Annotated in this window: 24 protein-coding genes and 1 riboswitch; of the genes, 5 read left to right on the top strand and 19 right to left on the bottom strand. The window is 43.0% G+C overall.

Annotation, left to right across the window (positions count from 1 at the left end):
* Positions 1-46: 46 nt before the first annotated feature.
* The 3 genes from B0E43_RS12740 to pdeM are packed head-to-tail and all read right to left on the bottom strand — an operon-like array spanning position 47 to position 1,889.
* Positions 47-256 (bottom strand): DUF3098 domain-containing protein, encoded by a 210-nt coding sequence (locus B0E43_RS12740; RefSeq protein WP_077350276.1) that lies wholly within the window; start codon positions 254-256, stop codon positions 47-49.
* 2 nt (positions 257-258) lie between these two features.
* The gene (locus B0E43_RS12735) at positions 259-1,149 is read right to left on the bottom strand and encodes an ABC transporter permease (RefSeq protein ID WP_077350274.1); all 891 of its coding nucleotides are present in this window, start codon (positions 1,147-1,149) and stop codon (positions 259-261) included.
* A gap of 41 nt (positions 1,150-1,190) precedes the next feature.
* A complete protein-coding gene (pdeM, locus tag B0E43_RS12730; RefSeq protein ID WP_077350272.1) occupies positions 1,191-1,889 on the bottom strand; it encodes a ligase-associated DNA damage response endonuclease PdeM in 699 nt (232 codons plus the stop codon).
* Positions 1,890-1,937: 48 nt separating this feature from the next.
* Between pdeM and B0E43_RS12725 the strand changes: the two genes are divergently transcribed.
* Positions 1,938-2,378 carry a DUF2147 domain-containing protein gene (locus B0E43_RS12725; RefSeq protein WP_077350270.1) on the top strand — a complete coding sequence of 147 codons (441 nt, stop codon included), beginning with the start codon at positions 1,938-1,940 and terminating at the stop codon, positions 2,376-2,378.
* A gap of 25 nt (positions 2,379-2,403) precedes the next feature.
* On the opposite strand, the gene metX is transcribed toward B0E43_RS12725, so the two are convergent.
* From metX to B0E43_RS12660, 13 genes are all read right to left on the bottom strand, one after another.
* On the bottom strand, positions 2,404-3,456 hold the full coding sequence (gene metX, locus B0E43_RS12720; protein WP_077350268.1) for a homoserine O-acetyltransferase: 1,053 nt from the start codon (positions 3,454-3,456) through the stop codon (positions 2,404-2,406).
* A 7-nt stretch (positions 3,457-3,463) separates the two neighbouring features.
* Positions 3,464-4,768 carry an O-acetylhomoserine aminocarboxypropyltransferase/cysteine synthase family protein gene (locus B0E43_RS12715; protein ID WP_077350266.1) on the bottom strand — a complete coding sequence of 435 codons (1,305 nt, stop codon included), beginning with the start codon at positions 4,766-4,768 and terminating at the stop codon, positions 3,464-3,466.
* A 179-nt stretch (positions 4,769-4,947) separates the two neighbouring features.
* Positions 4,948-5,061: riboswitch (SAM riboswitch) on the bottom strand.
* An 85-nt stretch (positions 5,062-5,146) separates the two neighbouring features.
* Positions 5,147-5,803 carry a carbonic anhydrase gene (locus tag B0E43_RS12710; RefSeq protein ID WP_077350264.1) on the bottom strand — a complete coding sequence of 219 codons (657 nt, stop codon included), beginning with the start codon at positions 5,801-5,803 and terminating at the stop codon, positions 5,147-5,149.
* The gene (locus B0E43_RS12705; protein ID WP_077350262.1) at positions 5,800-7,341 is read right to left on the bottom strand and encodes a SulP family inorganic anion transporter; all 1,542 of its coding nucleotides are present in this window, start codon (positions 7,339-7,341) and stop codon (positions 5,800-5,802) included. Before B0E43_RS12705 ends, B0E43_RS12710 begins: the two co-directional genes overlap by 4 nt.
* Before the next feature lie 104 nt (positions 7,342-7,445).
* Positions 7,446-8,780, bottom strand: a complete 1,335-nt coding sequence (gene argH, locus B0E43_RS12700; protein ID WP_077350260.1) for an argininosuccinate lyase — start codon at positions 8,778-8,780, stop codon at positions 7,446-7,448.
* 11 nt (positions 8,781-8,791) lie between these two features.
* Positions 8,792-9,862: a M20 family metallo-hydrolase gene (locus B0E43_RS12695; RefSeq protein ID WP_077350258.1), complete on the bottom strand. Its 1,071-nt coding sequence runs from the start codon at positions 9,860-9,862 to the stop codon at positions 8,792-8,794.
* Positions 9,862-10,662, bottom strand: a complete 801-nt coding sequence (gene argB / locus B0E43_RS12690) for an acetylglutamate kinase (protein WP_077350256.1) — start codon at positions 10,660-10,662, stop codon at positions 9,862-9,864. The genes B0E43_RS12695 and argB overlap by 1 nt, the downstream gene beginning before the upstream one ends.
* Before the next feature lie 23 nt (positions 10,663-10,685).
* Entirely contained in the window at positions 10,686-11,633 is a 948-nt protein-coding gene (locus B0E43_RS12685; RefSeq protein ID WP_077350254.1) for an acetylornithine carbamoyltransferase, read from the bottom strand.
* Positions 11,634-11,657: 24 nt separating this feature from the next.
* Positions 11,658-12,791 (bottom strand): aspartate aminotransferase family protein, encoded by a 1,134-nt coding sequence (locus B0E43_RS12680; protein WP_077350252.1) that lies wholly within the window; start codon positions 12,789-12,791, stop codon positions 11,658-11,660.
* A 154-nt stretch (positions 12,792-12,945) separates the two neighbouring features.
* Positions 12,946-13,914, bottom strand: a complete 969-nt coding sequence (gene argC / locus B0E43_RS12675; RefSeq protein WP_077350250.1) for an N-acetyl-gamma-glutamyl-phosphate reductase — start codon at positions 13,912-13,914, stop codon at positions 12,946-12,948.
* Positions 13,907-15,097, bottom strand: a complete 1,191-nt coding sequence (locus B0E43_RS12670; protein WP_077350248.1) for an argininosuccinate synthase — start codon at positions 15,095-15,097, stop codon at positions 13,907-13,909. The genes argC and B0E43_RS12670 overlap by 8 nt, the downstream gene beginning before the upstream one ends.
* Before the next feature lie 34 nt (positions 15,098-15,131).
* The gene (locus B0E43_RS12665) at positions 15,132-15,815 is read right to left on the bottom strand and encodes a GNAT family N-acetyltransferase (RefSeq protein WP_077350246.1); all 684 of its coding nucleotides are present in this window, start codon (positions 15,813-15,815) and stop codon (positions 15,132-15,134) included.
* Between the two features lie 386 nt (positions 15,816-16,201).
* Positions 16,202-17,446, bottom strand: coding sequence for an aminotransferase class V-fold PLP-dependent enzyme (locus B0E43_RS12660; RefSeq protein WP_077350244.1), 1,245 nt, complete (start codon positions 17,444-17,446; stop codon positions 16,202-16,204).
* Positions 17,447-17,676: 230 nt separating this feature from the next.
* On the opposite strand from B0E43_RS12660, the gene B0E43_RS12655 reads away from it, so the two are divergent.
* Positions 17,677-18,390: a DsbA family protein gene (locus tag B0E43_RS12655; RefSeq protein WP_077350242.1), complete on the top strand. Its 714-nt coding sequence runs from the start codon at positions 17,677-17,679 to the stop codon at positions 18,388-18,390.
* A gap of 85 nt (positions 18,391-18,475) precedes the next feature.
* Here the strand turns inward: B0E43_RS12655 and B0E43_RS12650 are convergent, their stop codons facing one another.
* Together B0E43_RS12650 and B0E43_RS12645 are read right to left on the bottom strand one after the other, a co-directional pair.
* A complete protein-coding gene (locus B0E43_RS12650) occupies positions 18,476-19,399 on the bottom strand; it encodes an SMP-30/gluconolactonase/LRE family protein (RefSeq protein WP_077350240.1) in 924 nt (307 codons plus the stop codon).
* Positions 19,400-19,411: 12 nt separating this feature from the next.
* A complete protein-coding gene (locus B0E43_RS12645) occupies positions 19,412-20,305 on the bottom strand; it encodes a hypothetical protein (protein ID WP_077350238.1) in 894 nt (297 codons plus the stop codon).
* Positions 20,306-20,665: 360 nt separating this feature from the next.
* On the opposite strand from B0E43_RS12645, the gene B0E43_RS12640 reads away from it, so the two are divergent.
* Positions 20,666-20,992, top strand: a complete 327-nt coding sequence (locus tag B0E43_RS12640) for a DUF2752 domain-containing protein (protein WP_077350236.1) — start codon at positions 20,666-20,668, stop codon at positions 20,990-20,992.
* Positions 20,964-21,341 (top strand): TM2 domain-containing protein, encoded by a 378-nt coding sequence (locus B0E43_RS12635; RefSeq protein WP_077350234.1) that lies wholly within the window; start codon positions 20,964-20,966, stop codon positions 21,339-21,341. Before B0E43_RS12640 ends, B0E43_RS12635 begins: the two co-directional genes overlap by 29 nt.
* A gap of 66 nt (positions 21,342-21,407) precedes the next feature.
* Here B0E43_RS12635 and B0E43_RS12630 read toward each other — a convergent pair whose 3' ends face one another.
* A complete protein-coding gene (locus B0E43_RS12630) occupies positions 21,408-22,109 on the bottom strand; it encodes a hypothetical protein (RefSeq protein WP_077350233.1) in 702 nt (233 codons plus the stop codon).
* 49 nt (positions 22,110-22,158) lie between these two features.
* Here B0E43_RS12630 and B0E43_RS12625 point away from each other — a divergent pair, with 49 nt between their 5' ends.
* Complete coding sequence (locus tag B0E43_RS12625; protein WP_077350231.1) at positions 22,159-22,680, top strand: HEAT repeat domain-containing protein; 522 nt, start codon at positions 22,159-22,161, stop codon at positions 22,678-22,680.
* The last annotated feature ends 35 nt before the right edge of the window (positions 22,681-22,715 follow it).

Here is a 22,715-nt window from a genome sequence, read left to right as displayed (position 1 = left end):
ATTTTAGTAATCAGTTCACCTGAAAGGGAACTGAAGGAAAGTAATTTCAGCTTTTCTCTGCTTTCGCAAAAATCGCATAAAACTCAAAAATAAAGCCTGCCAAGGTTACAATCGGACCAATTGTAAGGCCAAGAACTCCATTGCCGTGTGGCTCACCGTCCAGTCCAATGAGGACAAATCCAAGGACAATCAGGCCTAGCCCAATCAGCATCAAGCGGTAGTTCTTTTTCGAAAATGGAAAGGGTGAATTGCTCATGATTAATATAGTTCGTCCAGGGACATATTTAAATATTTGTTTACAGCACGGAGTGTACTAAAAACCGAGAGAATTCCTCCGATCAGAGTCAGCGCCCCAAAAAGAATGAAAAGCATCTCCGTGTTTTGAAGCATAGCAAATCCCTCAATATTTGATTTGGTGTATTGGACCAATGCAAAAAGAATGGCTGAAGCGACTGCTCCGGCAATCATCCCAAAAAGAAGCGCTCGCATCAAAAATGGTTTCCTGATAAATCCCCTTGTGGCCCCAACCAATTGCATGGATCGGATCAAAAACCGTTGGGAAAACAAGGCCAAACGAATGGTATTATTAATCAACATGACCACGGTAATGATCAGGATCAAAATAAAACCACCCAAGACCAAACTCACTTTCAGCAAGTTTTTGTTGATCGAATCCACCAAATCTGTCATATAAGACACTTCGAAAACTCCCGGAATAGCCTCCAAATCTTTGGCAATAGTTTCAAGTTGCTCGGAAGTTTGAAATTCCTCAGCGACTGCAATTACATAGCTGTCACGTAAAGGATTGTCTTCCAGAAACTTCGTAAAATCTTCCCCGGTGCTTTCGATGAAAGTAGCTGCAGCTTCCTCATCCGAAATAAATCGCAATCCGACTGTATCCGATTTGGTCAGGATAAACGGTCGACCGGAAATGTTCTTTTGAATCTCACTCAATTGCTCCTCCGGAAGGCCTTTGTCCAGGAAAATCTGGATTTCAATGTTTTCCCGGATCATTTTTGTCAGGGTCCTGGCCTGAATCAAAATCACTCCAAAAAGTCCAACAATGAAAAGTGAAAGGGTAGTGCTGAACAGAACGCTGCCAAATTTGAAATGTCCGAGTGTTTTTTTCTTGCGGGATGGGTTAGCCATAGTTGGTTAATTCAGGTCAAAAATAGGAAAGCCAAGCGGATTTAACCAATCGATGTGCCAGAAAGGACCGGGATGATTTTTTCTTCGGTGATTGCCCAGACTTTGTCTTGATCTTTTGGTCTGACCAAGGCCAATCCTGTAAAATTCCCAAAAGCCGGAAGAAGCAATTGGGATTTGGACTGAAAGAAGCATGGGAGGCGAAGCGATTGTTTTGCTTTGCCAACCAGCCTGACTCCAGGATGAATGTGACCGCAAATATTCAGCATCCCATCAGGAACAGATTCCATGGGTTCATGAGACAAAACAAATCGGCCAATCGTCAGAGGCTTTTCATGGATTCTCAACACGGACTGCTGGTAAGCGCTAAATGAAAGCACATCGTGGTTTCCTTTAACCAAATGAAACTCAGTTCCGATAAACTGGCCTAAAAACTGATTTAGAATTTCCCACTGATCATTCCAATCCGAATGAAAAAGGTCTCCAAGAAAGTAAGTATGAACCGGACGGAATTCCTCATGAAGCCTTTGCAGACGGAGCAAATCAAAATCGTGGACCGGTTCCGGGATGGGAATTCCTGATTTTCGGAAATGAGCGGCTTTGCCAAAATGCAAATCTGCAATCAGAAGTGTGTTTAAGCTTTTGATCCAGACTGCTTTTTCTTTCAACAAACTCAATAAAACTCCTTCAAATTCTGAAGAAACGTCATTTCGAGGCTTGATTAAATTTTCGATTTCAGGCATATTTAATTCAAATCTATCCGTATTTAAGGATATCAAAACTTAATTTTTATGAAAATAAGACAGTTTTCTTCATTATTTATTTTGATCTATCTGGGATTGGTTTTGGGTTTAAAAGCCCAATCTGAAAATGCAATAATTGGTCTGTGGTACAACACAGAAAAAACGGCTCAGATTGAAATCCTGAAAAACGGATCGGAATTTATCGGAAAAATCATTTGGCTCAACAATCCCAATCCCGAAGGAAAACCGGCTACGGATAAAAATAATTCGGATCACAAATTGAGGAACCGACCCTTGATGGGTTTGGCGATTTTGGATGGGCTGAAATATGTGGGAGGAATATGGAAAGGCGGAGATATCTATGATCCCAATTCCGGAAAAACCTATTCCTGTGAGCTAAAGCTCAAATCCGAAAAAGTCCTCGAAGTCAAAGGATATTTGGGTTTTTCTTTTGTAGGGAAAGCAGTGGAATGGACCAGGATAAAATAAAAAAAGCGGGTTGACCCCGCCATTTTCATTTTTGCTCCAAGTAGTAAGATTTGAGAAAATATGCCAATTGCTCAAATTCGATCAAAAAGGCATCATGCCCAGCAGTTGAATGGATTTCCTTGTAAGTTCCTCTTTTTACTTTTTGGCTGATATACTGTGCCTCACTTGGCAAAAACAGCAGATCTGAATTGACTCCGATTGCCAATACTTTTGCTTCAATGGAATTAAGAGCCGCATCAATTCCCCCTCTGTTTCTTCCCAGATCATGGCTATCCATGGCTTTGGAAAGTGTCCAATAGGAGAGGGCGTTGAATCGTTTGGCTAGTTTTTGTCCCTGATACCGCAGATAAGATGCAGACCGAAACCCGTCCAATTTATCCTCCCGATCACTTTGTTTGATTTTCAAATCGTCCGGATGTCGGTAGCTAAGCATGGCGATTGCCCGTGCGGTTTCCAGTCCTTTGATTCCGGCAAGTTCGTGACATTCCCCCCATGTACAATCCGATTCGATAGCCATGCGCTGAGTTTCGTTGAAGCCTATCACCCAAGGGGATGTTTTCGGAGTTGAAGCCAAAATGACGGCATTCTTTAACTTTTGACCCAAAGTCACAGCCCATTCCAAGCCAACCTGACCACCCAAAGAACCTCCGATCAAAGTATGGATTTGGTCAATTCCGAGATGAATTCTAAGCCTTTCAAGGCTCGTTGCCAAGTCACGGGTAGTCACCTGCGGAAAATCGTAAAAATAAGGCTCACCGGTTTCCGTGTTTTCGCTGAAAGGATTGGTGGATCCATAGCAGCTTCCCAGGAGGTTGGCGCAGATGATGAAGTGGTTGGCCGGATCGAAGAATTTGTCTTCTCCGATCAGTCCATTCCACCATTCTGCGGCTTTGGAGTCTCCAGTTAGTGCATGGATTACCCAGATTACGTTGGATTTTTCCGGATTCAACTGTCCATAAGTGGTGTAGGCGAGGTCGAAATTTTTCAGAACCTCACCGGATTCCAGAGTTAAGGATTCAGTAGAATGGAAAACTTCTTGGGTCATAGTCAAATCAGCGTATTGGCTTTTCAAATTCATTAGGTAATCAGATTTTTTCGAATGCTTGCTGCAAGTCAGCTTTGATGTCGTCGATGTGTTCAATGCCAAGTGAAATCCGAAGCATCGTCGGAGTGACACCAGCGGCAAGTTGCTCCGCGTCAGAGAGCTGCTGGTGAGTAGTCGCCGATGGCTGGATGATCAAAGTTTTGGCATCACCGACATTTGCCAAATGGGAGATGAGTTGGAGCTGATTGATAAATTCAGACGTCTGTTCTTTGCTTCCTTTTATCTCAAAACTCAATACCCCGCCAAAACCGTTTTTCAGGTACTTTTTGCCCAAAGCATGGTAAGGGGAGGAGGGCAGACCCGGATAATTCACCTTGGAAACCTGGGGATGAGCTTCTAACCATTTGGCTATTTCCAGCGCATTGTCCACAGTTCTTTGGACTCTGAGTGAAAGAGTTTCTATTCCCTGCAATAAGAGGAAGGAATTGAATGGGCTGATGGCTGGGCCAAAGTCCCTGAGACCTTCTACTCTTGTACGGATTGCAAAAGCGATGTTAGGAAGTCCCAGTGGGTTATTTTCACCGAAAACCTGCCAGAAATTAAGTCCGTGGTAGCCTTCGGATGGCTCCGAAAATTGCGGGAATTTCCCATTTCCCCAATTGTAATTGCCAGCATCCAGGATGATCCCGCCGATAGAAGTCCCATGACCACCGATCCACTTGGTGGCAGATGACACTACAATGTTGGCTCCATGGGCAATTGGTCGAAATAAATACCCTCCGGCCCCAAAAGTATTGTCCACCACCAATGGAATGTCGTGTTTTTTGGCCAGTGCTGCGATCGCGTCAAAGTCGGGGATATTGAATTCTGGATTTCCGATTGTTTCCAGGTAAATCGCTTTTGTTTTTGTGTCAATTAGCTTTTCGAAGGCTTCTGGTGAATCACCTTTTGCGAAGCGGGCCTCAATTCCCAATCGTTTAAATGCAACTTTAAACTGGTTGTATGTTCCTCCATAAAGGAAAGTGGTGGAAACAAAATTGTCTCCTGCTTCCATGATGTTGTTCAACGCCAAAAATTGTGCAGCCTGACCAGAACTTGTAGCCACTGCAGCAACACCACCCTCCAGAGCTGCAATCCTCTTTTCAAAAACATCGGTAGTTGGATTCATAATCCTCGTATAGATGTTTCCGAATTCTCTTAATCCAAAGAGATTTGCTCCATGCTCAGCACTGTTGAAAACATAGGATGTGGTTTGGTAGATGGGAACTGCCCGAGCATTGGTTGATGAATCGGGAGTTTGTCCGGCGTGTAGCTGGAGGGTTTCGAAGCGATAGTTTGCAGACATAAAATTGAGGTTAAAGGGTTAGATAAAAACGGGGAAATTCCCTGGAAAAGAAGACATATTAGCCTTGATCAGGCTGGAAATAGCCTAATGCATTTACAAAATGCAATAGGCATCAATTGAAAATTTGGCCGAAGGCCTGAGGAAAAGAAGAGGATAAATCGCTTGTGCATTTTGCAAGGAATTTATAGTTCCAATTGAGACCATCTCAACCGGCAGGAATTGGCACCTTTCCACCGAAGCGGAAGGTTGCCAGAGGGTCATCGAGCCTGTCTCTCGCCTCTTCTGTATAAATCCCCACACTGAAAAAGTGAAAGGATGTGCAAAGAAATATCCGGAATCTGAGAAATCAAAACATTAATTCGATTCCGGAATTAATTTTTAAATGGGATCTGCCAATAACTGGTCATGGTCCAATCTGAAAATCGGATGGACATTGTCTAGATTGGGTTCCAGTTTGATTAGTTCATTTACCAACCCGTTGTTGAGTCCATAGGCCCAGCCATAAATATGGGGAGCTTTGCGGATAAGCCAGGCTTTTTGAATAATGGAAGTTTTCATCAAATCCTGGCATTGTTCCATCACATTGAGCTCCACCAGGCGATTTACCTTTGTGGTATGGTCTTCGATTGCATCTATTTCTGTTTGGTACATTTTGTACACTTCCTTAATATTCCGAAGCCATTTGTTGATCAGGCCATAGTGATTATGACCCAATGCGGCTTCTATACCTCCGCAGCCATAATGTCCGCATACTATGATGTGTTCGACTTTCAATACATCTACGGCATATTGCAAAACACTTAGCAAATTCAGGTCGGTATGTACCACCATATTGGCGATGTTTCTGTGTACGAAAATTTCCCCAGGGTCCGTACCGGTAATTTCATTGGCTGGAACCCGGCTGTCCGAACAACCGATCCAAAGAAATTTCGGCTTTTGTTGGTAGGCCAAGCGGTTAAAAAAATCCTTGTCTGTCCTTATTTTTTCCTCAGACCAGGCTTTGTTTTGCAATAAAAGCTTTTCATAGGGGCTCATACAATTTCTTTTAAACTTTTGGAAAATCCTTCAACGGTTACATTAATCCTTTTGGAAGCGGAGGTGGAAATGAAATCTAAAAGAACTTCCTCAATATCCTGGTCTATAAAATAGGCTTTTTGGGCATTCAGGATTACATTACTTCCTTCCGGTATTTCTGCCAATTGCTTCAATAATATCGCTTTATTCAAAAAGGAAACATCTTTCTGGAGTTTCAAAAGATAATTTCCATGGAGTTCCGTAACAGTAATTGCCCGTTGGAAATTGGTTTTCATCACAAAAAATAATCCGAATACCATTCCGATACCAATACCTATCAGCAAGTCAGTAAGCAATATTGCCGCAATTGTCACCAGGAAAGGAATGAATTGATTCCAACCCTTTTCATAAGTAGAAATGAAAATTGAAGGTTTGGCTAGCTTATATCCCACAAGAAAAAGTACTGCAGCCAAACAACTCAGCGGAATTTGATTCAGCAAACCTGGAATTGCCAAAACAAGAATAGCTAACAAGATCCCATGAAAAATAGCGGAAAGCTTGGTCCTGGCTCCGGAGGCGATATTTGCGGAGCTACGCACAATAACTGCCGTAATCGGAAGTCCTCCGACTAACCCGGAGAGCGTGTTTCCAATTCCCTGGGCAACCAATTCCTTGCTAGCTGGGGTGATTCTTTTAAAAGGATCCATTTTGTCAGCTGCATCGATACTCAGCAAGGTTTCAATGCTTCCGATAGCGGCAATGGTAAAAGCAACCACCCAAAATTCAGGAGTAGTAACAAGGCCAAAATTGGGAAACGTTATCAAAGTGCCAAATTCTGAAACTGAATTTAATACCGGAATATTCACCAAATGTTCTCCTTCAAGTTTCCATTCCGGGCGAATAAGGCCGTATAATTTATTGATCAAAATGCCTGAAATCACGGCCCAAAGTGCTCCTGGGATGATGCCGAAGTATTTGTTATTCTTGATTTTTGGACGCTCAAAAGTGATCAGAATAAACAGGGCAACCAAAACAATAGGAATTGCTCCCGGGCTGAAATATTGAAAGGCATACCAAATTTCGGAAAATGTGTTGTGCTGGTCAGCCTGAAGAAAGGTCTCATCGCCCATGGTGTCTTTATCATATCCAAGGGCATGGGGAATTTGCTTCAGGATCAAAATCAGTCCAATAGCACTCAGCATTCCTTTGATGACAGAATGAGGGAAATAATATCCCAATACGCCTGCTTTTAGCAATCCAAAGCCCAACTGAATCAAGCCGGCAGCCACTACTGCTCCAAGAAACAACTCAAAATTGCCCAGAGAGGAAATGGAATCTAAAACAATAACCGTCAAACCGGCCGCTGGGCCACTCACACTTACATTGGAACCGGAAAACGATCCCACAACGATTCCACCAACTATCCCCGCAATCAACCCTGCCATTGGGGGCGCTCCGCTGGCAATCGCAATCCCTAAACAAAGGGGAAGGGCTACTAAAAAAACCACCAAACTTGATTTTAGATCGTATTTCAAGTTCGTTCCAAAAAGAGTATTCATAGTCTACTTATAAGGATAGCGTTTTTTGATAAAACAATATTCTTAAAAGTAATTTTTTGCTTTGAATGTTTTTTAATTTTTGGATGGGTGGATCAAAAAAAATATTATCCAACCAGCTTTTGGTAAGCGGAATCAATTTTCTGAAAATCAAAGGATTGCAAAATCGAATTCATTTTTGTCTGAATTTCGGGCAAAGCCAAATTTCCAATGCTGCCTTCGTGTGTGTGCTTTAGCTGGTTTTGATCAGGAGCAAATTGATCTGCTTCAATTTCAAGCCCAACTTGCTTGTAAGCATCGCGGAAGGGAACACCTTTCAACACCAAATCATTGACAACCTCCACGGAAAATAAATGCTTGAAAAAGGAATCCTGAAGGATATTTTGGCGCACTTTAATTGATTTAAGCATAAAAGTGCTCATGCTTAGACAAGACTTCAACTTTTCTATTCCCGGAAAAATCTCCTCCTTTAGCAATTGCATATCCCGGTGATAGCCCGTGCTCATGTTCGTCAACAGATAGCCTACAGTCGTCGGAACACCCTGAATCTGGTTGGTTTTGGCCCGAATAAGCTCAAAGACATCCGGATTTTTCTTGTGTGGCATGATGCTGCTGCCTGTTGTGAGGTCATCAGGAAAAGAAATGAATGCAAAATGCTGATTCATAAACAGACAGACATCAGTAGCGAGTTTATTCAAAGTTCCTGCGATTCCCGCCATGGCAAAAGCCAAAGTCCGCTCAGTTTTACCCCGGCTGTTCTGGGCATTGATGACGTTGTGGTGCATATCAGCAAACCCCAAAAGTGTTGTGGTCAAAGTCCGATCCAAAGGAAAACTGGAACCGTATCCAGCAGCTGACCCAAGCGGATTTTTGTTGCTCAGATCAAATGCTGCTTTTAACAATCCCAGATCTTCAGTCAACCCTTCAGCAAAAGACCCAAACCAAAGCCCGAAAGAAGAAGGCATTGCAAGCTGGGTATGGGTATATCCCGGCATCAGGTCATTTTTATGCTTTCCCGAAAGTTCAATCAGAAAGTTAAAAAGTTCTTGTGTTTCTTCGACAATCTCACGGATTGCGGTGCGATAATACAATTTGAGGTCCACCAAAACCTGGTCATTCCGGCTTCTGCCGCTGTGAAGCTTTTTTCCCACTTCTCCATAGCGCTCTGTGAGCAAAAATTCCACTTGGGAATGAACATCTTCCACACCTGGTGCGATACTGAATTTTCCCTCCTCAATTTCAAGGTAGATTTCCTTCAGGCCTTTTTGCAAAACCAAATTATCCTTCTCTGTCAAAAGGCCAATTTTTGCCAGCATATGAGCATGTGCCATGGATCCAAGGACATCAAAAGGGGCCAGAATAATATCAAATTCCGGATCTCTCCCGATGGTGAATTGCTCCACTTCCTTTTTGCTGCCGGTGGCTTTTTGCCAGAGTTTCATAGTTGACTTCTTTAGCTGAGTTCAGCGTATTTGTTGATAATTGAAATATATCCTTGAATTCCTTTTTTGATTTCCTGGAGGAAAATGAATTCGTCGGCGGTATGGGAACGGGCAGAGTCACCCGGACCGATTTTGACCGAAGGCCATGGGATCAATGCCTGATCGGATAGGGTAGGACTGCCGAATTTTTCAAGTTCGAGCTTGGAAGCTACACGGTACATCAAATGTCCATCAGGTAAATGAGACGACTGCAACCGCATGGACCGGGGAGTAAGTTCGGCTTTTAGGTTGGATTTCAATTCCTGAAAAGCTTCCTCCAAAGTATAGGCATCGGTCACTCTCACATCAAGGGTGTATTCGCAAAGGTCCGGAACAACATTGTGTTGATTTCCGGATTTAATAATCGTACAGGTTACTTTGGTTCTGCCAAGAAAAGGCGAGGTCTTGAAAAACTCAAAATTCCTGATTTCATCCATATCATCCATGGCCAGGTAGATTGCGTTAACTCCTTCCTCTCTTGCAGCATGGCCAGCTTTGCCATGAACCTTTGCGTCTATGACTAAAAGGCCTTTTTCTGCCACTGCAAGCCGCATTTGAGTAGGTTCACCTACAATTGCTAATTCTGCTTCCGGGAGCTGGGAAATCAAGGAAGAAATCCCATTTGCACCGGAAATTTCCTCCTCGGCCGAGGCAATCATCAATAAATTGAAGGGGAGGGGCTTTCCTATAAAATGACAAAATGTAGCGATCAAACTTACCAGTGGACCACCAGCATCGTTACTTCCCAAGCCAAAAAGTTTTCCGTCTTCTTCAATCGGTGAAAATGGATCTTTGGTATAACCGTTGTTTGGCTTGACGGTATCATGATGGGAATTGAGCCAAACAGTTGGTAAAACAGGATTGTACTCTCCGGCAAAAGCCCAAACGTTATTGCCAGATCGATTAGCAATTACACCTTTGTCTTTAAAATAATCTCCAATCAGGTCGGCAGTTATATTTTCTTCCTTTGAAAAAGAAGGGATTTTAATCAATTCCTTTAACAAGTGTACTGCTTCTTCAAAAAGGGGGGCAAGGTTTTCCATCAATATAAATCGTAACGATTTCGTTCAATAGTGGTGCCTGATAGTTTTCCTTTGGCGGCTAAAAGCAGGTTTTCGGCTTTTCCGATCCACACGTGGTTCACTCCTTTTTCCAAAGCCGAAAAAGCATTGTCCAGTTTGGGTATCATGCCTGAATGGATCACATTTTCCTTTTTAAGTTCCGCATAAATGTCCTCGTTTATCAGAGGAATGATGGAATTGTCATTTTTTTCGTCGACTAAAACACCGCTTTTATTGAAGCAGAAATACAAATTCACCTGGTGCTCGGCTGCCAAGCTGGTCGCAAGGGCAGAGGCAATGGAATCGGCATTGGTATTCAGTAATTGGCCTTTTTTGTCATGGGTGATAGCATTCACCACCGGCTGAAGCCCGGCATTGAGCAAGGCATCGATCAGGGTTGTATTTACCTCCTGAATATCACCCACAAAACCATAATCTATTCCTTTCACTGGGCGCTTGATGGATCGGATGAGATTGCCGTCAGCACCGGTCATCCCAATAGCATTGACTTTTAGGGCTTGGAGCTTGGCAACGAGGTTTTTGTTAATCAATCCAGCATATACCATGGTCACAATATCCAAGGTGTCCTTATCGGTAATACGCCGGCCATCGACCATTTCGGGCATGACTCCCATCGACTCTCCAAAGCGCGAAGCCATCACGCCACCGCCATGCACCAGGATTTTGTTTCCGGGAAATTTGGAAAATAGCGCCAGAAATTCGTCCAACTTCTCCGGAAAGTCGATGACGTTACCGCCGATTTTAATGATTGAAATCTTCATAGGTTTGGTCGCTTAAAAAGGTATTAACCCAGGATTGTGCTAATCACGGCCTGGGCGGCATATATTCTGTTTTCTGCTTGCTTTTGTACCAAGGAGCGTGATCCATCGAGAATTTCGTCGGAAAGCTCCAGATTTCTCCTCACCGGAAGGCAATGCATTACTTTGGCATTTTCGGCATGCTTCAAGTGCTTTTCGGTCAGCATCCAGTTGGAGTCCGTTGAAAGTATTTTCCCATAATCATTGAAAGAAGACCAGTTTTTAACATACACAAAATCAGCGCCTTCCAAGGCTTTACTTTGATTAAATTCAATGGTTGCACCTTTGGTGAAAACTTCATCCAATTCGTAGCCCTCAGGATGTGTGATCGTCAGATCATGGCCCATTCCAAGTGTCCACTCGGCAAAACTATTGGCCACAGCATGAGGAATAGCCTTGATATGAGGTCCCCAGGTGAGGACGACTTTGGGCTTTCTTTTTTTTTCTTTGGAAAACTCCTGGATCGTAATCTGATCTGCCAGACTTTGAAGCGGATGCCTGATGGCCGATTCCAGACTTACCACGGGAATACCGCAATATTTGACAAACTGACCAAAGACAAAATCATTGACATCCTCGTCCCGATTGGTTAGGGAAGGAAAAGCACGGATGGCAAGAATATCGAAATAGGAACCCAAAACGCCAGCCGCATCTTTGATATGCTCTACCGTTCCTTTGTTCATGACTGCACCTTCATTCATTTCTAAGGCCCAGCCTTCTTTGTCCATATTAAGGACAATGGCTTCCATTCCCAAATTCTGAGCAGCGATTTGAGTGCTGACACGAGTTCTGAGAGATGGATTCAGAAAAATACAACCGATCCTCTTTCCCTGACCTTTGGCTAAATCGAGGCGGGAATTGGCTTTATAAGCTAGTGCGAGGTCAATTAATTCCTGTCCAAGTTCCTTGGATTCAAATTGGGTAAAATGCTTCATTGGGATTCAAATAGAACAAAAAGCTCAATTAGTTAGGATTTCTTTAAGGGCGACCAAAAACGAATTTAACTGATTCCACTCGATGGACAATGGTGGAAGAAGCCGGATCGTTTGCTTTTTGGCAGCTGACCCGCAAAACATCTTGTATTTCTTCACAAGTTCTGCACGGACTGGTCCGGCATCCCGGTCAAGGTCAAAACCGATCATCAGACCTTTCCCACGAACTTCAAGAATCCCCGGGATTTTTTTCAGTTCAGCAATCAGTTCATTTCCCAGTTCCAAAGCTTTGGCCTGAAGATTTTCAGCTTCCAAAACCTCCAAAACAGCCAATCCAGCAGCACAGGCCAGGTGATTCCCTCCGAATGTTGTTCCGAGCAAGCCATGGCTTGCCTTGAATTCAGGAGAAATCAAAAGACCTCCAATTGGGAAACCATTTCCCATTCCTTTTGCCATGCTGATCAAGTCGGGATTAATGCCTTTTACCCACTGATACGCAAAGAATCGACCTGTTCGGCAATAGCCGGACTGAACCTCATCCAAAATCAATTTGGCTTCATACTTTTTTGCCAGGGAAGAAATTCCCTGAAGGAATTCGGAGGAAGGAACCTGAATTCCGCCTACACCCTGAATGCCTTCGATGATGATTCCAGCAATAGTATTGCTTTTCAATTCTTCCTCTACGGCTTCCAAATCTCCCCAGGGAAGAATATGGAAATCCTCTCGGGCATTGCAGGGAGCAACGATTTTTGGATTGTCGGTCAATGCTACCGCGCCAGATGTTCTGCCGTGAAAGGCTCCTGAAAAGGCGATAAATCCTGGCTTTCCTGTGGCGAATGAAGCCATTTTGATGGCATTCTCATTGGCTTCTGCACCGGAATTGCAAAGGAAAAGGTCGTATTCTTCGAGTCCAGAGGCTTTGCCCAATTTGTCTGCAAATTCCTTTTGGATAGGAATCTGAACTGAATTAGAATAAAAAGCGATCTGATCCAATTGATCTTTGATTCTCTTCACATAGTGAGGATGAGTATGGCCGATGGAAATTACGGCATGGCCTCCGTAAAGGTCTAGGTATTCTGTTCCGTTTTCATCCCAAAGTTTACAACCTTCAGCTTTTACTAAAGTGACTGGAATGAGAGGATATACGTCGAATAAATTCATGTTGAAGTACGATTTACGAAATACGATTTACGAGATCAATTTGAACCTCGGCCGGTATTTCAAATTTGGAAATAATGAAGGATTGAGTGAAAAGACAAAAGCGTCTTGCAACTTTAATCTAATGTCTTGATTCTTGTGTCTAGCCTCTAATATCTCAGAATGCTATACTTTTTAGATTCAAGCCCATCCTCTGGTCTAGTCCAAAAGCCAAATTGAGGTTTTGCACAGCCTGTCCAGAAGCACCTTTTAGAAGGTTGTCGATGGCAGAGTAGATGACCAACTGACCTGCTTCTTTTTGAACAAAAAGAATGCATTTGTTGGTATTTACAACCTGCTTCAAATCGATGTCCTGAGTGGAAACGTGCGTAAAAGCTGCTTCTTTATAAAAATCCTGATAGGCTTTTACAGCATCTTCCTCAGAACCTTCAAAAGGAAAATGAGCTGTTACCCAAATCCCTCGGGAGAAGTTCCCGCGATAAGGAACAAAGAGCAAATCTGAACTGAAGTCAGGATTCAATTGCTTGAAAGTCTGTTTGATTTCTTTCAGATGCTGATGGGTAAACAGCTTGTAAACTGACATATTTCCAGTCCGATAGCTGAAGTGAGAAGTCTCGGCCAGCTTTTTCCCTGCACCAGTACTTCCTGTTATTCCGGAAATTTGAACAGCGTCTTTCACCCAGCCTTTTGCGATAGCAGGAGCCAAAGCCAACTGAATTCCTGTGGCAAAGCAACCTGGATTAGCAATTCGCTTTGCTGTTTTGATTTTATCCGCATTTACTTCCGGAAGTCCGTAAATAAAGCCATTGGATTCGTCTCGGAAATCCGTTGAAAGGTCGATGATCACGGTTTCGGTTGGAAACGGATGAGCTTCCAAAAAACCTTTGGTTTCACCATGAGGCAAGCCTAGAAAAACGGCATCCACACCTTCTGAAGTAACTTCATCCGTAAAAATCAAATCACAATCTCCGATCAGATCAGGGTGAACATCACTTACTTTTTTGCCTTTTTGGCTATTGGAGTGCACACAGACGAGTTCGCAGGCGGGGTGGTGGACCAAAATCCGAAGTAATTCTCCTCCGGTATATCCAGCGGCACCAATGACTGCGGTTCGGATCTTAGTCATGGCTGTTTACTTTATGGAAAATGGCAGTTTGGTTGCCCAGAATTCGGGTAAATCCTTTCACATCTTCTCCTGTGTAGCCTTTGTTCATTTCTCCGTAGCTACCAAACTTGGCAGACATCAGATCATGTTCCGATTCGATTCCAAGGAGGGTGAAGCGGTATGGTTGCAACAATACCCGGACATCTCCTGAAACATATTTTTGAGTGTCGGCGAGGAAAGCCTCAAAGTTTCTCATCACAGGATCCAGGTAATGTCCTTCATGAAGGTGATTTCCGTAGAATTCGGCCAACTGATTTTTCCAGAACATTTGCCATTTGGTCAAAGTATGTTTTTCGAGAAGCTGATGACCTTTGATGATGATAATAGGCGCTGCTGCTTCGAAACCAACCCGGCCTTTTATACCGATGATTGTATCTCCAACGTGAATGTCCCGACCTATTCCATAAGGTGCTGCCAAAGCCTGAACTTTTTGAATTGCGTTCACAGGATTATCAAAAGTTTCTCCGTTTACGCCCTTCAGTTCTCCTTGAACAAAAATCAATTTGATTTCCTTAGGCTCAGTTTCAGTGACCTGAGTAGGCCAGGCTTCTTCTGGAAGGTATCCAGAAGAGGTCAAAGTTTCTTTTCCTCCTACAGAAGTGCCCCAAATGCCTTTGTTGATAGAATAAGCCGCCTTCTCAAAATTCATCGAAACGCCATGCTTTTTGAGGTATTCGATTTCTTCCTGCCGGGAAAGTTTCAGGTCACGGATAGGGGTGATAATTTCGATATCAGGCACTATGGTCTGGAAGATCATGTCAAATCTCACCTGGTCATTGCCTGCACCGGTAGAACCGTGGGCAACAGCTTTGGCACCGATTGATTTGGCATACTCAGCCAAGGATTTTGCCTGAAGGATTCTTTCTGCAGACACCGAAAGGGGATAAGTGGCGTTTTTCAGGACATTTCCAAAAACCAAAAATTTGATGACCTCCTGGTAATAAGTGTCGAGAACTTCCAGGATAGTAAAAGATGCCACACCCAAGGTGTTGGCGCGGGATTCAATGGTGGCCAATTCTTCTTTGGAAAATCCACCGGTATTCACAATCACAGCATGAACTTCATAGCCAAGGTCTTTGGTCAAGTGAAGTGCGCAAAATGTGGTATCCAAGCCTCCACTATAGGCTAAAACAACTTTTTTCATCTTTCTATAAGGTTTTGCTTCCGAGGGAAATTGATTAAAGGAATATGCTCATTATTGAATCCTTGGATTTGGTCAATTTGAGCATCACATATTTTTTCAGCCGAACCCATCGGTCAAACAACTTGAGTTCTTTTTTGAAATCATCTCTCAACGCCAAGTCTTCCGTATGGTTCTTTTTGGAATTTGGGTCATAAAGCATCGCTGTACATAGACAGTTCTGACGGTTTTTGGACATCAAAATCTCATAATTCACACAGCTTTGGCATCCTTTCCAGAAATCTTCGTCATCGGTAAGATCTCCATAAGATACAGGAATATAGCCCAACTCAGAATTGATTTTCATCACAGCTGCACCGGTAGTCAATCCGAAAATCTTTGATTCCGGATATTTTTTACGACTGAGCTTGAAGACTTCCTGCTTGATTTTTCTTGCCAGACCGTATTTACGAAACTGGGGTGAAACGATCAATCCTGAATTGGCAACAAACTTACCGTGTCCCCAAGCTTCGATGTAGCAGAAACCTGCCCATTCTCCACTTGTGGTCAAGGCGATCACAGCCTTACCTTCTTCCATCTTGGTTTCGATGTAGGCAGGGCTTCGCTTTGCAATGCCGGTTCCGCGGGCTTTGGCGGAATTTTCCATCTCATCGGTAATCTGTGAAGAGTATACCTTGTGAGAAGGATCGGCTACAATGATTTTGAAAGAGATTTCTTCCATGAATATTGCATGAGTTTACTTCAGTTTTGGCTGAAGAGGTGAACAGGATTTCTTGAATTAAGCGATTAGGCGAGGTGCGTCCGCCAATAGGCGGACAGAAAATATTACAGGGTCAAACCCTATAGGTAAACCTATTCCTCCTCACGGGAGCAAAAAATGGCATAGCTACGCTCAGAAGAGCTTTCTCGAAAGAAGCAGAGGAAATTGGCGCTATGGTGTTATTCTTTATCATGCGAATGAGGGTGCAAATGTTATACCTCAAAAAATAAATTGCAAGAAAATTGTTCAAAAATTTAAGGTTCTCAGGTTTTTATCCTGTAGCCAGACTTTAAACTTGCTTAAATTCCTGTAAAAGGTTTTAACCAAAATTTAATTTGGTAAAATAGTTAACCTGCCATCTCTTTCAAAGCCTTTACCAAGTGATCCAATTCGGAGGTAGACGTAAAGACGTTGGGACAGACGCGGACACCTTTAATTCCAGCTCCGTCAATAGGTGCGGTGTAGATCTTATATTTCTCAAAAAGTACCTTTCCCATGTCCGCAGGGGTCATTTTCTCCACCCAGACATTGCCTATCCCGCAGCAGCGTTCGGATTCTTTTGGTGTGTTCACTGCAATTCCCGGATACTCCCGCACTTGATCTGACCAGTATTTTTGAAGAAATCTAAGCCGTTCCTCTTTCTTCTTTCCACCAATCCGGTTGTGGAACTCGATGGCATCCAAGACGGTCAGGTCTGTCGCCACCGGATGAGTGCCGATCTGATTGAGATACAGGATTGTCTTCAATTCCAAATTGCCGGGAGCGAGTAGGGGCTCGATCTTGGCGATTTTCTCTTTTTTCACAAAGAGCATCCCACAGCCCAGCGGCACACTCAGCCACTTGTGCAGGCTGCTTCCATAGTAGTCACAGTCCAACTCATGCAGGTCAAAAGTAAATTGACCGACAGCATGAGCCCCATCAAGCATGATTTCTACGCCATGCTCATGGGCCATATCAGCGATTTTCCGGACAGGAAGAATATGCCCGGTTATATTAACAATATGCGGCACCATCATCAGCTTAGTCTTCGGTGTGATGGCTTTTCGATAGACCTCAATGACCTCTTCGTCGTTTTTGGGATGAGTTGGGATATCAATCTTCACGGTCTTGACACCCCACCTTTTGGCTGCCAGCTCAAACATCGTCTGCATGGTCCCATAGTCCTGATTGGCATAGATGGCCTCATCACCGGGACTCCAGGGATAGCCTGAAATAATCAGATCCAGAGATTCGGTCGTATTTCGGGTCAGTACTACTTCCTCTGCCGAAGCTCCCAAAAGTGCTGCGACTGCGGCCGCTGACTTGGCTTTGTTGTCAAACTGAACCGTCCGCATATAGTAGGCAGCCTGGTAATTGATATCCCTGATATGTGCCATGTACTTTTCGAGCGTCTCCTCCGGCAAAAAGCAATAATTGCCATTTTCCAAATTGATGTAATCCGGGTTTAGTCGATATACTTTACGGAGCTGATCCCAGATATCTTCTGCCGAAAAATCTAGATTGTCGAGAGAAAATGCCTTTGCTTCTTGGGGAATGAGGGACGTTCCGAGTCCGGCAACAGCCAGAGATTTCAGAAATGATCGTTTGTTCATGTAAGGTGGTAGTTAAAGCAGGTAGGAAAGTAGCCAGACGATGACCAAAAAAATAGCCACCCATGTAATCCAAGGGGATCGTTTGGGGAATTCAAATTTGCAAATGGGGCAAATTGATTCTTTGGCATCGATTTCCATGGCGCAGGATGGGCATTCTTTAGTTTTCACGGTTGGGGCTTGAACTCTTTAGGGCAAAATCTGATTTGTCATTTAAGTAAATAAAAATTGCAATGAAAATCGAAATTTGGTCTGACGTTGTTTGTCCTTTTTGCTACATAGGAAAAAGAAAGATCGAAAAAGCACTGGATAAGTTTCCGTATAAAGAGAAAGTTGAGATCGAATGGAAGAGTTTTCAACTCAATCCTGATCAAAAAACCAATCCGAACATCAGCACTTTGGAGCATCTTTCGGAGTCAAAAGGCTGGTCCATGGCCCAAACCCGTGAAATCACTTCAAACGTGGTGAATATGGCTGCCGCACAGGGTCTTGAGTTTGCCTTTGATAAAGCAGTTGTAGCCAATACCAAAAATGCCCACCGATTAATCCACTTGGCCAAAGAGTCTGGAAAAGGAGGCGCAATGAAGGAACTCTTATTAAGTGCTTATTTCTCTAAAGGAAAAAATGTGGATGATTTCCCAACCTTGATTTCAATTGGAAAAGAAATCGGACTGGATGAGGAAAAAGTCAAAGCAATGCTTGAATCCAACCAGTTTGAAGATGCTGTAGATCAGGATATTTATGAATCCAGACAAATCGGAGTTAGGGGAGTTCCTTTCTTTGTTTTGGATAGAAAATTCGGGATTTCCGGGGCCCAAGCTGATGAAGTTTTTGATCAGACTTTGGAGAAAGCTTGGACTGAATTTTCCAAAAACAACATTGTTCTGGATATGGCAGGAAAGGCGGACGGGGAGAGTTGTGATGCAGATGAAAAAAATTGCTTTTAAATAAATGGCTCACAGATTTCACGGATTTCCACAGATTTTTTATTCAATCTGTGGCGATCTGGGCCATCTGTGAGCTAAAATATTTTCACCAAACCCCTCTCGCCTTCATCTGCAAAGTATAGACAGCCCCCATAGCAGTGATAAACAGGGTTTTTCTGTCCAAAGCGCCGAAAGTTACATTGGCTGTCCAGTTTTCCGGAACTGGAATATGGGCGATTTGCTCCCCGTTTTTATCAAAAACCGTAACTCCTTTTCCTGTGAGATAGACATTTCCACGGTCATCAATGGTCATGCCGTCAGATCCCATTTCACAGAAAAGAGTTTTATTGGTCAAATATCCATCTTCCAGGATTTCATACTTCCAGGTCTTTTTTGCCCCAATATCGGCCACATAAAGGTATTTTCCATCAGGCGTACCGATAATCCCGTTGGGTTGGGTCAGATCTTCTGCTACTCGGAAAAGTTCCGTCCGATCTGCTGAAAGAAAGTAAACATGCTGCCCATCCTGTTCCATTTCCTTTCCCCGGATTCCTTCCCAATAAGGTCTTGGATATAGCGGATCTGTGAAATACAAACCACCTTTTGGTCTAACCCAGACATCATTTGGGCCATTGAGCTTTTTTCCCCTGAAAGAAGGGACAATAACACTTTCCTTACCGGAGTTCTGATCAATCGCCCAAAGCTCATTTTTCAAATCTGCAGCAGCAATCAATGTTCCATCCAGCTGAAAATACAAGCCGTTTGAGCGACCTGCACCTTCCTTGTAAAGTGTCACTAAGTTGCTTCCGGCTGACCATTTGTAGATTTTGTCATTGGGCTGATCCGTAAAAAAGATATCACCCATCCGGTTGACCGCAGGTCCTTCCGTGAAGCTGAATCCGTCCTGGACTTTCACCAGTTCTGAGCCTTTGGCTACAATTCCTCGTTTGTCATCGATTTGTGCTTCCAAAGTCAGAGAAGCCAGAATTAGGGCTGAAAAGGCAAGAGCATTTTTAAAATTTTTATTCATAGGTATTTGGGGTTATTTGCGCTGCATCACGACAACGAGCTTATTCAAATCAGGGCTGTAAGCCATTCTGGTAATATTTTGATGGGTATCGGATTCTATTTTTCCAAGAAATTCCCATTCTGAATCAGTTGATTTTTTGCGGTAAATGCCATTTCCCTGAGCCATCAACAAGTAATTGGTGTCCAGCCAAATAAAATCCAAGGAACCGGCCAGTCCAAATCCCAAAACCTGTGGAGTACCGCTTTCGATGTCAAAGGTGCGGATTGGAAGCTCTAATCCGGCCAAGGTTTCTTTCGGAGATTTCATGGATAAATAGCTGATTTGAGAAGTTTTTGGTCTTCGCTTTATGGACCTTCCGATTTGATCATCAATCTCCAATAGTTCACCTTTTCCTTTGGCATAGACAAGTTTATTTGGTTCACCAAGGATGAACATAGCAGCTTTGTTGTCATACCAATCGTAATATCCGACAGGAGCAATGTCATCGTAAAGCAGTTCAGGTTCCCCAAAATTGGTTGGATAAAGCCAAAGCCGCTGAGTACTGTCGGGCTCCATTACCACCGCTGAAACATATAGTCCACAATCAGTGAGGGTAGGGGAAAACTCGCTTCGGTCAGCTGTTTTGCTCAGATTAGTGAATTTGTCTGAATTGAAATTATAGACAATGATGTCATGGTTTCCTTTCTCATCCGCAGCCGAAAAAACCATTTGATATTCGTTGATGAAATTGGGCTGATTGTCGTATTCCGGTCTGTTGGTAAGCGGCTTGGCAGTCTCAGGCAGGATTTTCAGTTTTTTTCCCTTACCCTCTGTATCCAATACCCAAAGATCAAAACTTCCCTGAGCCTGAGCGATTTGAATTTGGAAAAGAAATATAATAGCAAGGATTGAGAGAAATTTTACCATGGGATTAAGTCCTAATCCAACCAAAGTACAAAATGAAGGTTAGAATGAATTGGGGAAATTACAATTATACCACAATTCTTTGCTTGGAAAGCAGAGATTCTTTAGACTTCGTTCTAGTCAAAATGAAGCTGAGTGTCACTAATTTTTGCAAGCAGCAAAGGATATTTTTGGTTGCAAATGCTTAATCTAAGGCATGTCCTTATCCAGATTTGTGCTTTTTAATATGCGAAGTCAATGAATACACGTCCAATAGTGGACACATTTTTGTTCGTTATTCAATCACGCTTTTTACACAAACGCAGAAAACCGGCCATTTAAGCCACATTTGCCAGCTGGCACCTTTTTCGTACTTTGAGTGCCATGAAGCAATTCACCGCATACCTGAATCGGATACCGCTGGAGTTGGTCTTTTGGATTGGAAGCTTAGTTGCTATTCTGATGCTTGATCCCCACTCCGGAAGCCACTTGAGTCTTTGCCCTCTCAATCAGCTTGGTTTCGACTGGTGTCCGGGTTGCGGATTGGGACGGTCGATGAATCTCCTGGCGCATGGAGATTTCCAGGCATCCTGGTCTCTGCATCCGCTCGCTATGCTGGCCTATGCGGTGATCTTCCACCGAATTTGGATTCTACTTAAAAACCTAAAAACAACACACAATTATGGCCAATGTATTGAGACACCTTCCTGAATTGGAAGGAATGGAACTGGGTTACATCCAGGGTTTAATGAAAAATATGGATGAGGACCAAGCGTCGCTGTTTGCCCAAGTTTACCGGGCAAGAAGAAAAGACGCGCAAATGATATTAATCCTTACCTTGATTGGGTTCTTTGGATTTGCAGGTTTGCATCGATTTATCCTGGGACAAATCGGATTGGGTATTCTGTATATTTTGACCCTGGGATTGTGTTTTATCGGTACGATAGTTGACTTGGTAAATTACAAAAGCCTTGCCTACGAATATAATGTGAGAATGGCTCACGAAACGCTTGCCATGATTTCCAATCATTTCCCGAATATGGGAAACACCAATGTTTGATTTAAATTTGCTTAACACATCTTGGCCCGGGAAACCGGGCTTTTTTTTTTTTATTAAAACCTCCATTTACCAATTTTCGTCGGAATCCTCCAAGGTATCCTGGATCTTTCTAAAAATTTCCTCCCCGTTGTCTGATAGGATCAAATGGAATTTTTGAATCAGATTGCCAACTAATTTCAACACCTCCAATGAGGCCTGTGGAATATGAATAGGCAACTCGATTAGGTTTTCATCCTTGGAAGAAAAAGGGGCAGGAATTGAAGAAGAGAAGTAAAAAGGCCACATCGTTTTTGCGCAGCTGATCCCCCAAAAATCAATGGGAAACTTACCCGAATAGGTTTGTAACCGCTCATTGATTTCTTCAAAAAAATGTTCAGATTCAGCTAATCTGATTCGTGAGCCTGCTCTTGATTTTCCTTTGGTTTTCAAATATTTAATCTGAGAAACCCCTTGTTTTTGTCTGACCATATATGCCCTAAAAACCCTGTGATCGATCAATTCTCCTCGGTGAAAATAGCCGGTGACAGCCTGGCCGGCCCGAATCAAAACCAAGGAAAAATGAGAATCTGATTTTTCCTTTAACTCTTGGTTTTCTACCCAGTCCAAAGTCCAGGGAAGGTAAATTTTTGCTATCCACTCTTGACCCAATTCCAGGACCAACTGGTGTTTTTCTTTTCGGTAAAAAATGGACATTTTTTGCCCTTCACTTGCTGCTATCAGCTTTTCAGCAGACGTCTTACTGATGATTTGGGCTTGGGGAATATTCATTTTTACGGAAAAACAATTCTCTATCTTTGTACAAAGAAATTAAAAAATCATGCAGGAAGAAATCCAGAAACTTTTTGACAGAATGTGCGACCCCAAAGAATCCGAAGCATTTTATTTTGCGGATAAACTTGGAGGTTTAGCAGATGAGGAAGCCAAAGACAAGTTACTTGAGTTGGTGAAAGGCGATCATTGGGAAGTTGCTTACCTGGCCTGCAGATCCCTGTCAAAAACACCATTTCAAGAGGAAGCATTGGATGTGATAGTTGAAACCATTTTTGACAAAAAAAACAAGTCAGTTCAGGGAGCTTTTGTACAGATTCTGGAAGAGTTCGATCTAAGCAGTCGCTTTGTGGACGTTTTTCGGATTTATCTTTTTGGAAACTTTAAGGCCTCCACTCTTGCAAAGGATTATTTAGATGAGGTGGAGTTTGACATAACTCCGCGAACCATCAGAAAGGCTGAAAAGCATTGGAACCACTACCTTCACAATCCTGAAGATGAGGGAAGTTTGAATCTGAAAAAATCCGAAGTTGAACCTATGTTACAGGAAATGAGGGAATTATTTTCCTGAGGTTACACAACAATTTGCATCTTTCTGAGTTTAAA

This window comes from Algoriphagus sp. A40 (assembly GCF_002002735.1).
Lineage (GTDB): Bacteria > Bacteroidota > Bacteroidia > Cytophagales > Cyclobacteriaceae > Algoriphagus.
This window is presented reverse-complemented; position numbering and strand designations above follow the sequence as displayed.